Origin of the sequence: Streptomyces sp. NPDC059224, from assembly GCF_042754285.1 — a bacterium.
In the GTDB taxonomy this organism is placed as follows: domain Bacteria; phylum Actinomycetota; class Actinomycetes; order Streptomycetales; family Streptomycetaceae; genus Streptomyces.
In genome coordinates this window covers 239,811-252,836 of record NZ_JBHZAN010000004.1, presented here as the reverse complement: position 1 = coordinate 252,836, position 13,026 = coordinate 239,811, and the positions used below count along the sequence as shown (strand labels likewise).

Sequence of the window (13,026 nt, the reverse complement as noted above, 5' to 3'; positions counted from 1 at the left end):
TACCCGGACGGCGCCCGGCTCGTGGAGGTTGAGATCCGCACCCCGGGCGAAGCCCACGTCCCCGGAGCCGAAGGGGGCGCCGCCGGGGACGTATCGGCCGGGACCGGAGGCAAAGGCAGTGCGGAGCGGGCCTCCGGTGCCGGCCGGCTGCGGGGACAGGGTCGGGGTCTGGCTGCGGTCCACGGACCGGCCGGCGGCGTCCGCTTGGTGGCTGTGGCGCATCGTCCACATGTGGACGCGCCCGTCGGCGACCAGACGGCGGGGCGACTTGGAACGTCGAGGCAGGTGCTCGAGCCTACGCGCTTCCGGACGCCCTGGCGGCGTTCAGATTCGACGCCGATGAGGCAGGACCCTCGCCGTACGCCCTCGGGTCGCTCAACGGCCGTGCGTCGAGGTGCTGCGGTAGTCGGTGTACGTGTAGGGGTTGTCGAGGACCTTGGTCTCGGGGATGTCGGGGTTCATGCCGGTCACCCAGGCCTCCTCGCCTATGGCCGACCGCAGGTGGTCCACCGTCTGCTCGACCGTGCGCCGTACCGCGCTCAGGTCGACGCCGAGCAGCCGGTGCTCGTACTTGACCACCCGGCCGTCGACGACCACGGTGTGCACGTCGCCGCGCTGGGCCTGGAACGCCACATGACCGTAGGGATTGAGCATCGGGAACGAGACCGGTGAGTGGTCGTTCTTCAGCAGGACCAGGTCGGCCTTCTTGCCCACCGCGATGCTGCCCAGGTCGTGCTCGCGGCCAAGTGCCCGGGCACCGCCGAGAGTTGCCCACTCCACCACGTGGTCGGCGCGCAGGGCGCAGTGGGTGACGGTCTCCTCCCTGGCGTGGGCGGCGAGGTGCTCGCGGGCGCGGTCGGCGCCCAGTGTGGTGCGCATGGCGGAGAACAGGTCCCCGCTCCACCAGACGCTGGTGTCCATCGACAGGGAGACCGGGATGTCGTGGGAGCGGACCGCCCAGGTGGTCGGATAGCCCTGGCCGGCGCTCTGCTCGCTCTCCGTGGAGACCGAGATCGAGCCGCCGGTCGCCGCGATGCGGTGGTAGGAGTCGGCCGACAGGGTGGAGGCATGCACGTAGACCGTCTCGGGGCCCATGAAACCGTGCGCGTGCATCAGCCGGATGCCGTCGTCGTTGGTGGCGCCCCACACGCCGGCATGGGTGGTGACGGCGACGCCCAGGTCGCGCGCGACTTCGAAGGCGGGCTTCTCGGGGAACGCGGGATCGCCGGTGACGTCGAAGGCGAGCTGGAAGCCCAGCATGTCGTCGCCGGTGATGCGACGGCGGACGAAGTCCCGGAACTCCGGTGCCGCGGTCCATTCCGCCGGCGCCTGCTGGATGTTCCCGTAGGCGAGGACGAACCGGCCGGGCACCGCCTCCAGCGCGTCCACCGCGGCGTCCGCGTGGTCGACCGTCTGCAGCCCGTGCGACCAGTCGACGACCGTGGTCACCCCGGCGTCCAGGGCTTCGACGGCGGCGAGGAGGTTGCCGGCGTGCACGTCCTCGGGGCGGAAGGCCCTGCCGTGTTCGAGGTAGTACCAGACGAAGTACTGGGTCAGGGTCCAGTCGGCGCCGTAACCGCGCATCGCCGTCTGCCACATGTGCCGGTGCGTGTCGATCATGCCGGGCATCACGATGCCGCCGGACGCGTCGATCTCCACCGTGCCCTCCGGGACGGCGAGGCGCGGACCGACCGCGGTGATCCGGTCGCCGGCCACGAGCACGTCGGTGTCGGTGAGCACCTGCCGCGCGGGAGCCATGGGCAGTACCGTGCCGCCGCGGAAGACGACGGGGCGTCCCGCCTGGAATGGGGTGGACTCGCTCATCACTGGATCTCCCGCTCTGTTTCGGACGAGTGTCCGTATCGCGGCCGATGGGTTGCTGATTGATGGTCATCAGGCTGCTGGTGACTGTCAATACTGAACGCATTCCGAAATTCACCCAGATCCTCCACCAGGTGTCCGCTCTGCGGTCGTGTGGCGGCAGGAGGCTCCGCAGTGACGGCACCGAGGTCCGTTCTGCTGCGTAGAGTGGCTTCGGTGAGCTGTCCGCGAGGCGGACACCAGCAGTGCGATGTCGACGACATGCAGAGGAGCCGTCATGCCGCGTGAAGGAACCGGGCCCGATTTCATCGAGGCGCTGGCCCGGGGGCTGGAGGTCATCACCGCGTTCCAGCCCCGGCAGCCGGTGATGTCGCTGACCGACATGGCGACCGCGACAGGACTGGCCAGGCCCACCGCGCGCCGGATCCTGCTCACCCTGGTGGAACTGGGATACGTGCGCCCGCAGGGCGGCGGGTTCGCCCTGACCCCGCGCGTTCTGGACCTCGGGGTCGCCTACGTCCGTTCGATGGGCCTGTGGGACGTGGCCCGCCCGCACCTGGAGTGGCTGGTCGAGCGGACGAACGAGTCCTGCTCGATCGCCCAGCTCGACGGCTCCGACATCGTCTACGTCGCCAGGGTCTCCGTTCCCAAGATCGTCACCCTCGCCGTACAGATCGGCACCCGCTTCCCCGCCCTGCCCACCTCGCTGGGAAAGGTCCTGCTGGCCGCGGTGCCGCCCGACGACGTGGCCCGCATCCTCGCCGAGCCCAGCCGCTCAGGCCTGACCTCGGTATGGCACCCGGACCGGGCCGAATGGGAGGCGGAGCTGCGTGAGGTGCGCGCGCGCGGGTGGGCGATGACCGACGAACAACTGGCCCGGGGCATCCGTTCGGTGGCCGCGCCGCTGCGGGACGGCTCGGGCCGGGTCGTCGCGAGCGTCAACGTCAACGCGCACGCCGCCGAGACCTCCGTGGAGGTGCTCCTCCACGACTACCTGCCGCTTCTCCTGCAGGCCGCCGGCGAGATCAGTGTGGACTTCGCCCGGCTGGAGTCCGCACCGCATGCCGTCCGCCCGGCGGGCGTGAGCTGACGTCTTGACGCGTCGGCGGCACCGGACACAGAATCACTCTCCGGACGATCGTCCGCTGTGCGGACGAGGAGGCGAGAGTGATGTCGCACAACGCCAAAGCCGCTTCGCAGGGCACCCAGGCACCGCTGGCCGGGGTGCTGGTCGCGGACTTCTCGCGGATCCTTGCCGGGCCCTACGCCACGATGCTGCTCGCCGACCTGGGAGCGGACGTGGTCAAGGTCGAGGGACCCCAGGGCGACGACACCCGGACCTGGATGCCCCCCACCCGCGGCGAGGTCTCGACCTACTATCTCGGCGTCAACCGGGGGAAGCGGTCGATCGCCCTCGACCTGCGTGACGAGGACGACGCCGAGGTCGCCCGGAAACTGGCCCGCCGGGCGGACGTCCTGATCGAGAACCTCAAGCCCGGCGGCATGGCCAAGTACGGACTGGACTTCGAGTCGCTACGGCGGGACAACCCCGGGCTGATCTACGCGTCGATCACCGGCTTCGGTACCGGGCCCGGCCGCCACGTCCCCGGCTACGACCTCATGGTGCAGGCCATCTCGGGCCTCATGAGCCTCACGGGTGACCCGGACGGACCGCCCTACCGGGCCGGGATATCCGTGTTCGACGTGATGGCCGGCAATCACGCCGCGATCGGCATCCTCGCCGCACTGCGGCACCGGGACGCCACGGGGACGGGCCAGCTCGTCGAGGTGAACCTGCTGTCCTCGGCTCTGACCGGACTGGTCAACCACAGCTCGGCCTACGCCGCCGGCGGCACCGTGCCGTACCGGATGGGCAACGCCCACCCCAGCGTCTTCCCCTACGAGCCGTTGCCCACCGCCGACAACGACCTCATCGTGACCGCCGCCAACGACGGCCAGTTCCGCAAGCTGTGCGAGGTGCTCGGCATACCGGAGGTGGCCGACGACCCGCGGTTCGCGCGCAACGCCGACCGCACCGCCCACCGCGAGGAACTCCGCCCGGTGCTGGTGGAGCGGCTGGTGACGCGCGGCGCCACCGAATGGTTCGAGGCGCTGGTCGAGGCCGGCGTACCGAGCGGACCGATCAACACCATCGACGGCGGGTTCGCCATGGCCGAGCGTTTCGGACTCGACCCGGTCGTCACCGTGGGGGAGGGCGACCGTGCGGTGCCCACCACCCGGCATCCCATCCGGTTCTCCGACACCCCCGCCACCTACCGGCTGCCGCCGCCCGAACTCGACGAACACGGGCAGGAGCTGCGCAAGTGGCTGAGCGCATCCGAGGAGGCCGACCGTGGCTGAGCCGACACCCCGCCCCGCCTATCCCACCGCACTGGGCGCCTCCGACCTGAAGACCATCACCCTGCTCGGGCACGACCTGGCCGAGGACATCATGGGCACGGTCGGTTTCGGAGAACTCGCCTTCTGGCTCGCCACCCAGCGCAGGCCCACCTCCGGCGAGACGCGCGTCTTCGAGGCCGTGCTCGCCGCACTGGCCGACCACGGCTTCACCCCCACGGCCATCGTCACCCGCCTGACCTACCTCTCCGCGCCGGACTCCGTGCAGGGCGCCCTGGCCGCCGGCCTGCTCGGAGGCGGCTCCCGGTTCCTCGGTGTCACCGAGGACACGGGCCGCTTCCTGCACGACGTACTGGATTGTCTGGACGGTGCGCTGCCCACCGACGAGGCGGCCTGGGACGAGCTCGCCCTGCGCACGGTCCGGGAGCGGCGCGCGGCCGGGAAGTTCGTCCCCGGGCTCGGGCATCACGTACACAAGGAGGGCGACCCCCGTACGCCTCGGCTGATGAGCATCGCACGGGAAGAGGACGTCTTCGGGCCGCATCTGCACCTGTTCGAAGCCATCGGCCGGGTCCACCCGGCCGTGCTGAACAGAACGCTTCCCCTCAACGGAGCGGGAGTCTGCGGCGCCGCCCTCGCGGACCTCGGCCTCCCGCTGCCGCTGCTGCGCGGCTTCGCGCTGCTGGCCCGCACCGCCGGACTGATCGGCCAGCTCGCCGAAGAACTGCGCCGCCCGGTCGCCCAGGACGTCTTCCTGTCCGTCGACCTCAACAACACCCCCGTGCCACCGGCCCCCTACACCGCGGAACCCCTCGCGAAGGGGCGACGCGAGGACTGACCCGCGACAGCCGCACCCCGTTCACCCCACCGCAGACCAAGGAGCCGCAACCGTGTTCGTCGACGAGGACAACATCACCGAGCTGGCCGTCCAGCGCTGGGCCACCGCGCACTCCCCGCGGCTGGGCGAGCTCATGACCGCGTTGGTCCGTCACCTCCACGCCTTCTCGCGTGAGGTGCGGCTCACCGAGGACGAGTGGATGGCCGCCGTCGAGTGGCTGACCTCGGCCGGCCAGGCCTGCGACGACAAGCGCCAGGAGTTGATCCTCACCTCCGACGTGCTCGGACTGAGCACCCTTGTCGTGCAGTTGAACAACAGGTTCGCGCCGCAGGCGACCCCGGCCACCGTGCTCGGGCCCTTCCACGTCGACGGCTCGCCGGCCGCGCCCTACGGCTTCGACATGTCGGACGGCATCGAGGGCACCCCGCTGTTCTTCACCGGCAAGGTGACCGACACCGAGGGCAAGCCCCTCCCGGGTGTGGTGCTGGACGTCTGGCAGGCCGACGCCGACGGCGCCTACGAGTCGCAACTCCCCGACATCGACGAGGCCCGTCTGCGGGCCAAGTACCGGACCAGGCAGGACGGCACGTACTGCATCCGCACCATCGCGCCGCGCGGCTACGCCATCCCCATGGACGGCCCCGTCGGCGACCTGATGCGCAGGACGGACATCAGCCACTTCCGGCCCGCACACGTCCACTTCCTCATCGACGAACCGGGCTACCGGAAGCTGACCACGCATCTGTTCCAGGAGGGCAGCGAGTATCTGGACTCCGACGTCGTCTTCGGCACCAAGGACGCGTTGATCACCCCCTTCGGCCGACGGACGGCAGGCACCGCCCCCGACGGAAGCACCCTCGACGTCCCCTACCTGCAGGCCGAGTACGACTTCGTCCTGCAGCCCGCCTGACCGGAGCCGGCCGAGCCGGCGTACCAGCCCGGTCAGCGCGATCTGGGTTCCCCGCCGGGCCGGCGGGCCGCCGGAGCACAGGTGGATGCCGCTGCCGAACGCGGTGCTGGTTGTTCCGCCGGTCCGGGCCGAAGCGGTCCGGATCATGGAAGCGCTCCGGCCCGCGGCTGCCCGAGGCCAGCATGAGCATGATCCGCGAGCCCTGGGGGATGACGGTGCCGGCGACGGTGAGGCCGCTGTACGCGGCCCGCCGGGGAACGATCCGCACGGCGAGGCAGCGTGGTGCTCCCGGACGGCACCCCCGGCCGGTACCTGCTTGGACAGGGGAGGCCCGTCGTAGGGCTCGCCCGACTCGTCACCGATCACGGTCGGCGATCCGGTGAGACCCTCCTCCCGCAGAGCCTCCGCGGCCCGCGCCCCGGCGGCGAAGCCCCGACGATGAGGGAGGAACCGGACACCGCGGACCGATGGGGCCGCTGAAAAATCAGCCTGGCAGCGGTCCTGATACCGGCGAGTCCTGTGATGGCCGACGAGATGTCCACAGGCCGGAGACCCGGCCCTGCGATTCCTGGAGGGCCGGAGCCAGCCGCGCCGACTCCAGCCCGCTGTCGGTGTGCCTCCGGGCCTCGCGCGCGCGGCAGGGTTATCACATAGGGTATGGCATCGTCCTGGACCGGTAATCGGGTACGTCTGCGTGCTGTCGAGCCCGACGACTGGACGGCGTTCATGCGCTTCGCCGAGGAGGACGGGCGTCCCGGGCGCAGGTTGGATCTGCCGCGGTCCGCCGAGAGCCACCGTGCCTGGGCGAAGGAACAAGCGGTTGCCGAGTGCGATGACGACCGCTTCCGGTTGGCAGTCGAGGCGACGGCCACGGGAGAGCTGGTCGGCATGGTCGGCTCGCATCGCACCGGCCCCCGATCGGGCTGGTTCGAGTGTGACGTCATGATCGGCGGCGAGCACCGGCGCAGGGGTTACGCGGCGGAAGCTTTGGTGCTGTTGCTGCGCTTCATGTTCACCGAGCGCCGCTATCACAAGTGCCTGGCGGCGATCTTCGCCCACAACGAGGCGTCGCTGACGCTCTTCGGTCGGCTCGGCTTCACCGAGGAGGGGTGTCTTCGCGAGCACGTCTTCTTCGCCGGCCGGCACCACGACCTGGTCATGATGGGCATGCTCGCCCCCGAGTTCGACCAGCGGCACACGGGGAGCGAACCATGAGCCCCCGTGGCCCGGGCGGGGTGCGGAACGGCCCTCAGCCGCGCAAGGTGGCGCGCAGACGCAGGCCGACCGGTGCGAGACCTTCGAGGGTGGTGACCTGGTGGCTGGGTCCCGGCCCGGGAGGCTCGCTCAGGTGGTAGCGGCGGGCGGTCTGGGCCGTCAGGAGCGTCAGCATCGCCATCGCCAGAGCGGTTCCCTCGCAGCCGTGCGGCCCGGTACCGAAGGAGAGGAAGCCCCCGGATCTTGTCGGCGCCCCCGAGTCGTCGAGCCAGCGCTCGGGCCGGAACTGGTCGGGCTCGGAATACTCCCGCACGTCGCGGTGGGCGGTGTAGGGGCAGACGAGAACGGTGGATCCGGCGCCGATGGTGTAGCCGGCGAGCTGAGTCTGTCGGGGCGCGCACCGGGTCAGCAGCCAGCTCGGCGGGTACAGCCGGAGCACCTCGCTCACCAGCGCCTGGGTGTACCGCAGGCCACCGAGGTGGACGTTGGTCGTCGCGGCCGGGTCCGGCGGCAGCGAGGCGGCTTCGGCCGCGACGCGGCCCGCTGCCTGGGGGTGCCGGGCCAGGTGGAGCAGGATCCATCCGGCTGCCCGGGAGGGGGTCTCGAACGTGGCGACGGTGATTCCGGGGAGCGTGTCGAGTACGGCTTCTTCCGGCAGCAGACCGTAGTGGGGCGATGGCCGGAGCATCTGTCCCAGCATGTCCTCACCGAGTCGGCCCGATGACCGACGCCGCCGGACGACAGGCCGCAGGGCGTCGGTGAAGGCGACCTGCTGCCGGGTGCGGAACCGCCGTGCCGGCGAGGGGATCCAGCGCGGCCATGTCCAACGGGACGGGCGTACGAGTACCTCCCGGGCCAGGAAGAGGCGCGAAGCATAGGGGAGCAGTGTGGGGGCGTCTTCGGAGAAGAGGTAGCTCACGCCGGTCTCGGCCAGTGCGTGCCGGACGAGAGGCAGCACCTCGACGTCCTGGCCCGGGGGCCACTGGTCGGCGAATCGAGCGGTCCGGGGCGCAATCTGGCCGATCCGCGCCGCGACCGCCTGCGCACGCATTCCGCGCATGCGGGCGGCGTGGGCGTACCCGCGCTCCTCGGCGGTCGGCGCTCCGCTCGACCACTTCAGCGGCGGGAAGAGAGGCGACGCCGCCTTGGGGAAGTCCTGCGCGCGGCGCAGAACCGCCTCACACGGGCCGGCCGCGGCGGCCACGTAGACACCCGGCTCCAGCTGCCAGACATCACCGCACTCCTCGGCGCCAAGGCGTGCCATGGCCAGCCGGTCACGGCTCCAGGCCGCGAAGCTGCCTCCGGGCAACCGCGGCGGCTCGTTCGTTCGCCCCATGAGATAGTCCCTGGCTGTCCGGCTGTCGTGCCTGTTCAGGCCGGTGTCGTAGGCAGCGTGTCCGGGAGCCGGTGAGCGCCCGGGGGGCACTCACCAGCGGTGCGGTCAGTCCTGGTCGTCGCCGGCGTACGCATCCCATTCGTGGGCCCCGTACGCACCGTAGTGACGGCTGAAGGACAGCCTTCTCAGCAGCTTGGCGATCATGATGTTCTCCTCTCGCCAATCTTCAGCGCCCAAAGGCACATTCGATATACTGCCACATGCGCCATATGTGCGATATGGGAAGAATGTCGGTGACTGGTGGGATACATTCACTACCGATCACCGGTACCCGGGAACGGAACCAGTTGTTGCCGGGACAACAACCAGAAGGACATCGTGTCGAGGTCGTCGTATGCGCCTTCGCGTGTCTATCGCAGTCCGCTGCTCGACAGCACGCGCTGGGATGCGTTCAGGCCCCGACGCGGGGACATCGTCATCTCCACCGCCACCAAAGCGGGCACCACGTGGGCGCAACGCATGGTGGCGTCGCTGATTTTCCGGAGCGCCCGTCTGCCGCGTCCCCTCATGGAACTGAGCCCTTGGCTCGACATGGCGATGGTCCCGCTCGCCGATGTCACGGCGCTGCTTTCCGGGCAGGAGCATCGCCGTTTCATCAAGACGCACCTGCCCCTGGACGCGCTTCCGTTCCATCCGGACGTGAGGTACGTGGTGGTCGGACGTGACCTGCGTGACCTCGCTCTGTCCACGCATCATCACGCCCGCAGCATGAGTTCTGCCGGACCGCGGGCCGCCCTCGCGGCCGCCGTCCAGGCGCATCGCGGCGACAGCGGCGAGAACCTCGGATCGTTCCGGCCTCCGGAAGTTCCCGAAGACGTGCACGACTTCTGGCGGGAGTTCTTCACCCGCAGTGCCTATCCCTGGGAATCGGACGGCTGGCCCTACAACTCGCCCACCCACCACCTGAGTTCCTGGTGGGAACGCCGGTCCGAACCCAACGTCTGTCTCCTCCACTACCAGGACATGCTGGACGACCTGGAGGGTCAGATGCGACGGCTGGCCGACTTCCTCCAGATCACCGTCGAGGACCGCGCCTGGCCGGACCTGGTGAAGGCCTGCACCTTCGCCGAGATGAAGACGAACGAGGCCGAGATCTGGGACTCGGGTCTCTCCGGCGCCGCCCTCGGCACGTGGAACTTCTTCCACAGGGGCACGAGCGGACAGTGGCGCACCCTGTGCTCCGAGGACGAACTCGCCCTGCACGAGCAGGCGCTGCGGCGAATGCCCGAGGAGCTCCGCTCCTGGCTCGTCCGTGACCCCACGGTCGCCGCGTGAGGAACACGCGCCCGGCGACGGGACCGGGCGGGTGACAGGCCCCGTCCCAGGCGCGGCGTCAGTCCTGCGGTCGGGTGGGCACCACGAGTTCCCGGCGCAGCGTCATCACCAGCGTACGGTGCTGGTTGTAGCCGCGGGTCTCCACGCCCACCTGACCGCGGCCCTCACGGTCGGGGATGTCGTGCTTCGCGTAGACCTCGCTCTCCGCGTAGAGGGTGTCGCCGTGCAGCAGTGGTGCGTGGTGCTCGATCTTCTCGAAGCCGCGGTGGGTGATGGCGCGCCCGGCCACGTCCGCTTCGGACAGGCCCAGGAGCAGGGAGAAGACGTAACTCCCGATGACCAGTGGTTGCTGGTACCGGGTCGCGGTCTTGGCGTAGTGGGCGTCGAGGTGCAGGGGGTGTCGCACCATGGTCAGGAGGGAGAACAGGTGATGGTCGTACTCGGTGACGGTCTTGCCCGGCCAGTGGCTGAAGACCTGGCCGACCTCGAAGTCCTCGAAATATCTGCCGAAGGTCAATGAGCACCTCTTCAGGAGCGGACACGGGGGCGTCGTCCGGGCACGGGCAATCTCGGTCACGGAGATCACTTCCACGCCCGTGCCGTCTCGAAGCCCGCGTCACCTGGTGACCGGGCGCGGCAGCGCGGCGCGGACGCGAGAAGGCCGCACACCTGCGGTCAGCTGCGTCCTCCCTGTCCTCGGGCAAGGTTTCCTGGGCGTGCCGCCACCCGCCTGGCAGCAGTACGAGCACCAGCGCGGCCGTGGCCGCACACAGGCCCGCGGAGCCCAGACCGGCCACGTGCAGCCCGGTCATGAACCGGTCGTGTGCACGGGGCTGCCCCGCAATCGCCCCGGCCACCGCGATCCCGATCGCGCCGCCGGTTGGTCGCGCAGGCCGGAACCGGCCGTGGTCCGGGAGAGCAGCGCGAGCCCGGCCCCGGTGAGAAGGAGACCCGCGACGGGGGCCCCGGGGGCCGATCCGGCTGGTGATCCGGCCGCCGAGGCCACGGGCGGGGTAGGGCACGCCGGACGCCCAGGCCGGCCAGGGCCTCGGCGGCCCATTGCCGGACGGCCGCGCTCTCGGTGCCCGGCATGCCGGGCAGGGTGCCGGCGGGGCGCGGGTCGTCCAAGGCGGTGAACACCTCGACAGCGCGGCTGCCCGAACGTGCTGAGTGCCGGAGCCGCCGCCGTCAGGGGCTCCGGCACCTGCGGCCCCAGCGCGATGAGCGTGTGCTGCGCCTCCTCGGCCACCTCGGCCGACTCCGCGTCCGGCTGAGCCACCGCGCGGGCGATCTCGTCCTCCAAGGGTGCCAGTCCGGCCGGTACGGCACGCCCGGCGCCGCCGGAATTCGTTGCGTGCCTCCGTCAGCCGTGCTTGGCTCGCCCGATGAACCTACTGCTGACGGCGAGCGGCCTGCGCAACGAGACACTGCGGGATGGACTGCGGGAGATGCTGGGAAAGCCGTTCGGATCGGCGAACGTCGTGTTCGTACCGACGGCATCGGTCGCCGAACCCGGGGACCACGGATGGGTCGTCGCGGACATGAACCGACTGCACGGTCTCGGCTGGCGGGAGTTCGACGTCCTGGAGCTGAACGGCCTGCCCCGGCAGATGGTGATCGACCGGCTGCTCCACGCCGACGTCATCTATGTCGAGGGCGGCAACCAGTACCACCTCGCGCGCAGCATCACCGGGAACGGCCTGGCCGACGGCTTCCTGGAGGCGCTGGAGAGCCGCATCTACGTGGGGGTCAGCGCCGGGTCGATGATCTTCAGCCGTCATCTCACCGGAGACTCCGCCGACGTCATCGGGGACACCAGGGACCTCCACGTGCTCGGGGCGACGACCGTGGAGCCGCCGTTCGGCCTCTTCGACTGGTACCTCAAGCCTCACCTGTACTCGCCGGACTTCCCCGAGCGTGACGACGCCTGGGCCGATCGCATCACCGCGCGGGCGGACTTCCCGATCTACTTCATCGACGACGACACGGCCGTTCGCGTCCGGGACGGCAAGGTGGACGTCATTTCTGAAGGCCGGTGGCGGTTCCAGCCGTGACTCGAGGTGCGGGGCGCGAGTCGGGGTGTCCGGCATGATGAGGCTGAGGACCTCGAGCCGTACCGGGGTGAGTTGGTGGCGTTCTGCCACCGGATGCTGGGGTCGTTCCACGAGGCCGAGGACCTGGTGCAGGAGACGCTGCTGCGTGCGTGGAAGGTCCGCCACCGGTACGACCCGGCGCGCGCGTCGGTGCGGACCCGGCTGTACCGGATCGCCACCACTGCGTGTCCGACCGCACGGGAGGGGAACAGGCGGAGTCCCCTGCCGTCCGGGGTGGGGAGGATGCCGAGCGACGCCCTCCGGGGCGGCGCTGATGCCGCTACGCCGAGGACGCCGACGCCGTGCACCGCCAGGCCGTTGCGGCCGGCGGCACCTCGGTCACCGAGGTGCCCCACCTGTTCTTCGCAGACCGGGTCGGGCGGTGCGCGATCCCCTGGGCAACGTGTACTGGATCCAGACCCGTGCGGAGGACCTGAGCCCTCAGGAGATCGAACACCGCCTCGGCGAGCCGGAGTTCACCAAGGCCATGGAGTAGGTCCAGGGCGCCGGCTTCTTCCCCGCCCGGGGAGCCGGTCAAGGCTGACGTCCAGGAGCGGGAAGTGGGCCTCCCGCGCCGACGGCGGGAGCCTCTCGGCGTAACGGATCGGGCACCCGCGCTGCCCGGCGATCTCAGGTGCCCGGAGCGTCGACAGCATGGCGGAGCCAGACGTAGTGGACCGGTTGAGCCGCGTTCCAGCGATCGGCAAGGCTGGTGTCGACCGGTGCGAACCCGGCCGCCCGATAACAGCGCAGTGCTGTCCCGTTGTGTGGATGGACACGCATGAAGACGTCGGAATACCCGGCGGCGAGGGCCCGTGCGAGCAACTCCCGCACCAGGACCCGACCGAGCCCGTTGCCCCGGCTGTCGGGAGCGACGATGATCCGGGCGAGCTCGACCTCGTCCTCGTCGGCGTCGAGCCACAACTCCCCGTAGCCCACCACCCTCTCGTCTTCCATGAGGACGTGGGCCCGCACGTCCTCGTCGCGCTGCCAATCAGTGATCACTCGTGCGGGCAGGGGGAATTCCTTCTGCCCGCACCACATGACGACTTCGCCGGCGGAAGTCGGCCAGGCCGCCACCGTGACGGCGTGAGCGGCGGCAAAAGGTAGGAGATCCATG

11 protein-coding genes and 1 pseudogene are annotated in these 13,026 nt (G+C 70.4%); 8 read left to right on the top strand and 4 right to left on the bottom strand.

The annotated features are described in order from the left end of the window. Positions 1–375 precede the first annotated feature (375 nt). Positions 376–1,824: an amidohydrolase family protein gene (locus ACFXI4_RS06385; RefSeq protein WP_384988599.1), complete on the bottom strand. Its 1,449-nt coding sequence runs from the start codon at positions 1,822–1,824 to the stop codon at positions 376–378. 274 nt (positions 1,825–2,098) lie between these two features. On the opposite strand from ACFXI4_RS06385, the gene ACFXI4_RS06380 reads away from it, so the two are divergent. The 5 genes from ACFXI4_RS06380 to ACFXI4_RS06360 all read left to right on the top strand — a co-directional run bounded on the left by ACFXI4_RS06380 (position 2,099) and on the right by ACFXI4_RS06360 (position 7,142). Next, positions 2,099–2,911, top strand: coding sequence for an IclR family transcriptional regulator C-terminal domain-containing protein (locus tag ACFXI4_RS06380; RefSeq protein ID WP_384988597.1), 813 nt, complete (start codon positions 2,099–2,101; stop codon positions 2,909–2,911). An 80-nt stretch (positions 2,912–2,991) separates the two neighbouring features. Further along, positions 2,992–4,182 carry a CaiB/BaiF CoA transferase family protein gene (locus tag ACFXI4_RS06375; protein WP_384988595.1) on the top strand — a complete coding sequence of 397 codons (1,191 nt, stop codon included), beginning with the start codon at positions 2,992–2,994 and terminating at the stop codon, positions 4,180–4,182. After that, complete coding sequence (locus ACFXI4_RS06370; protein WP_384988593.1) at positions 4,175–5,017, top strand: citryl-CoA lyase; 843 nt, start codon at positions 4,175–4,177, stop codon at positions 5,015–5,017. The genes ACFXI4_RS06375 and ACFXI4_RS06370 overlap by 8 nt, the downstream gene beginning before the upstream one ends. Positions 5,018–5,069: 52 nt before the next feature. Next, positions 5,070–5,927, top strand: a complete 858-nt coding sequence (locus tag ACFXI4_RS06365) for a dioxygenase (RefSeq protein WP_384988591.1) — start codon at positions 5,070–5,072, stop codon at positions 5,925–5,927. Positions 5,928–6,584: 657 nt separating this feature from the next. Next, the gene (locus tag ACFXI4_RS06360; protein WP_384988589.1) at positions 6,585–7,142 is read left to right on the top strand and encodes a GNAT family N-acetyltransferase; all 558 of its coding nucleotides are present in this window, start codon (positions 6,585–6,587) and stop codon (positions 7,140–7,142) included. 34 nt (positions 7,143–7,176) lie between these two features. Here the strand turns inward: ACFXI4_RS06360 and ACFXI4_RS06355 are convergent, their stop codons facing one another. Next, complete coding sequence (locus ACFXI4_RS06355; protein WP_384988587.1) at positions 7,177–8,478, bottom strand: cytochrome P450; 1,302 nt, start codon at positions 8,476–8,478, stop codon at positions 7,177–7,179. 300 nt (positions 8,479–8,778) lie between these two features. On the opposite strand from ACFXI4_RS06355, the gene ACFXI4_RS06350 reads away from it, so the two are divergent. Further along, positions 8,779–9,813 carry a sulfotransferase domain-containing protein gene (locus ACFXI4_RS06350; protein ID WP_384988585.1) on the top strand — a complete coding sequence of 345 codons (1,035 nt, stop codon included), beginning with the start codon at positions 8,779–8,781 and terminating at the stop codon, positions 9,811–9,813. 58 nt (positions 9,814–9,871) lie between these two features. Here ACFXI4_RS06350 and ACFXI4_RS06345 read toward each other — a convergent pair whose 3' ends face one another. Beyond that, positions 9,872–10,330 (bottom strand): MaoC family dehydratase, encoded by a 459-nt coding sequence (locus ACFXI4_RS06345; protein ID WP_384988583.1) that lies wholly within the window; start codon positions 10,328–10,330, stop codon positions 9,872–9,874. A gap of 868 nt (positions 10,331–11,198) precedes the next feature. On the opposite strand from ACFXI4_RS06345, the gene ACFXI4_RS06340 reads away from it, so the two are divergent. Both ACFXI4_RS06340 and ACFXI4_RS06335 read left to right on the top strand, forming a co-directional pair. After that, complete coding sequence (locus tag ACFXI4_RS06340; RefSeq protein ID WP_362725694.1) at positions 11,199–11,867, top strand: Type 1 glutamine amidotransferase-like domain-containing protein; 669 nt, start codon at positions 11,199–11,201, stop codon at positions 11,865–11,867. Between the two features lie 6 nt (positions 11,868–11,873). Continuing rightward, positions 11,874–12,095 (top strand): annotated as a pseudogene (locus ACFXI4_RS06335) (sigma factor); the annotation flags it as partial. A 441-nt stretch (positions 12,096–12,536) separates the two neighbouring features. Here ACFXI4_RS06335 and ACFXI4_RS06330 read toward each other — a convergent pair. Beyond that, complete coding sequence (locus ACFXI4_RS06330) at positions 12,537–13,025, bottom strand: GNAT family N-acetyltransferase (RefSeq protein ID WP_384988581.1); 489 nt, start codon at positions 13,023–13,025, stop codon at positions 12,537–12,539. Between the last annotated feature and the right edge of the window lies 1 nt (position 13,026).

Bases quoted from the DNA above. Each gene is read 5' to 3' on its own strand.
- ACFXI4_RS06385 (WP_384988599.1), bottom strand. From the start codon at position 1,824: ATGAGCGAGTCCACCCCATTCCAGGCGGGACGCCCCGTCGTCTTCCGC.
- ACFXI4_RS06380 (WP_384988597.1), top strand. From the start codon at position 2,099: ATGCCGCGTGAAGGAACCGGGCCCGATTTCATCGAGGCGCTGGCCCGG.
- ACFXI4_RS06375 (WP_384988595.1), top strand. From the start codon at position 2,992: ATGTCGCACAACGCCAAAGCCGCTTCGCAGGGCACCCAGGCACCGCTG.
- ACFXI4_RS06360 (WP_384988589.1), top strand. From the start codon at position 6,585: ATGGCATCGTCCTGGACCGGTAATCGGGTACGTCTGCGTGCTGTCGAG.
- ACFXI4_RS06355 (WP_384988587.1), bottom strand. From the start codon at position 8,478: ATGGGGCGAACGAACGAGCCGCCGCGGTTGCCCGGAGGCAGCTTCGCG.
- ACFXI4_RS06340 (WP_362725694.1), top strand. From the start codon at position 11,199: ATGAACCTACTGCTGACGGCGAGCGGCCTGCGCAACGAGACACTGCGG.
- ACFXI4_RS06330 (WP_384988581.1), bottom strand. From the start codon at position 13,025: ATGGATCTCCTACCTTTTGCCGCCGCTCACGCCGTCACGGTGGCGGCC.